General features: G+C 72.7%; 1 protein-coding gene and 1 pseudogene. Both read right to left on the reverse strand.

Annotated elements, in window-relative coordinates:
* Window positions 1-1,535, reverse strand: a 1,535-nt coding sequence (locus ENN83_RS15890) for a capsular polysaccharide biosynthesis protein (protein ID WP_287188718.1), incomplete at its 3' end; no start/stop codon positions are given.
* Window positions 1,536-1,543: 8 nt separating this feature from the next.
* A pseudogene (locus tag ENN83_RS15895) lies at window positions 1,544-1,910 on the reverse strand (polysaccharide export protein); the annotation flags it as partial.

Genomic DNA, 1,910 nt, shown 5'->3' on the forward strand with positions numbered 1-1,910 from the left:
CGGTGCAGAAGCGCAAGGTTGGTCCGCTCGGCCGGGCAGCCCAGCCGCACCGAGGCGTCGTCCTCGACCTGGCCCGCTACCAGGATGCGGCGGCCCGGCGGCAGGTCGGGCAGGGGGGCGCCAGCAAGGTTGTATTTCGTCACCCCCCGCCGCGTCAGCAGGGCGATCAGCCGCTCGGCCCGGGCGCGCGCGAAGGGGTCGAGCGCGCAGGCCGCCGCCACCAGCCGTTCCAGCCTGCTTTCCCGGGTCGGATCGTAATGGATGCCCAGATCGTCCAGCACCAGCGACAGCGGCGGCACCAGCGCCGCACCCAAACCGCGCGAGCGAAGGAAGCCGTCCTCTATCCGCACCGTGCCGGGGCGCGCGTCCTGCGCGGCCGCGGCCCAGACCATCGCCCGCCGTCCGGTTGCCGCCGCCCGTGCCGCGGCCGACGCGGCATCGGGTTTGAAGCGCACCGGCCGGACCCCACCGAAGAAGCGCTGCACCGTGCCACGTTTCCACATCCGCATGCCGCCCGCGACCCAGCCCAGCCGGTCCTCGCGCCAGGCGCGCGTCTCGGCCTCCAGCACGGCCAGCGCGTCCTCCAGTTCGCAGAGCCGGTCGCGGAACGGGTCGTACCAGGTCGGCGCCAGGATCAGCGCGGCGGCGGCCAGTTGCGCCCGGGTCAGCCTGCGGGTGCGGCGGTCGAGGGGGCGTTGGTCCTCGGTCAGTCCCCAGCCCGCATAGAACGGCTGGCCGAAGACACGGGGCCGGTGGCCCGCCAGGATCGCCTCGAACCCCATCTGGGACGAGACGGTATAGACCGCCACCGCCCCCTCCAGCAGCGCCCAGGGCGAAACCGGCGCGGACAGCATCCCCGGCTGATCAGGCACGTAATGCCCCGGCCGCAGGCCCAGCGCGGTTTCGGGATGCGCCTTGACGATCACCCGCGCGCCGGGGTTCTCGATCTGCGCCATGGCCAGCATCTCGCGGAAGGTGTCGGCATCCGCCCCGCTGGCCGTGACCGAGGCATCGCCCCGGCTCTGGTCGATCACCAGCACGTATCCGGGCGCGGGAACCGGCGTGGCAGGATCGAAGCCGGTATACTTGCCCAGATGCTGGGCCCTGATCCGCCCGATGGCCGCCCGCGCGCGGTCCAGCAGCGCGGTGTCGTCCAGCGGGTGGGTGGTCAGCAGATGTTCCAGATCGGACGGGCAGGACGGGTCGAAATGCACCCCACGCCGGTCGAGCAGCAGCCCGAGCGGCCCGCCCGCGCCCCGCGCCCGGCCCGGAAGGACCGAGCGCAGGAACGCATCCTCCACCCGCAGGACGCCCGCGCCGCGGGCGTTGGCAACCGCAAGCCCCCGCCCCGTGCTCGGCCGCGCCCCCCAGACCGCCACCAGGTCGTCGCGGCCGGGCAGGCCCAGCCGGATTTCGTGGCCCGCCAGCGTCAGGATGCGCCGCACCCGCCGCCCGGTCAGCAAGCCGCCATTGAAAACGAAAAGCCGCCGGGAGGCCTGCCCCCCGGCGGCGGCGCTATCCCGGTCGGGGCGCATGGCGCCGGTCAGTTGCTGTCCGCAAGGTTGGCCAGGCTGTTGGCCGTGCCCGCCGTGCCCGTGATCGCGCCCAGCGTCTTCTGCCATTGCACGAAGGGCGCCTCGGTCACATAGACCGTGTCGCCATCGCGGATCGCGAAATCGCGGGCCAGGAACATGCCGTTGGGCTCGGTCAGGTCGAGCACGTAGACCATCCGCTGTTCGCCGATCAGGTCGTCGCGGCCCAGTACCATCTGGGCGACCTCTTGCGATTCGTTGCGCATCACGAAGACGCCGGTGGGATCGGCCAGCCCGGTATTCAGCCCGCCCACCTGCGCGATCGCCTCGATCACCGACAGGTTCTGCGTCTCGAACGGAACCCGGCGCTGGGCACCC

The organism is Rhodovulum sp., assembly GCF_011048875.1.
In the GTDB taxonomy this organism is placed as follows: domain Bacteria; phylum Pseudomonadota; class Alphaproteobacteria; order Rhodobacterales; family Rhodobacteraceae; genus Rhodovulum; species Rhodovulum tesquicola.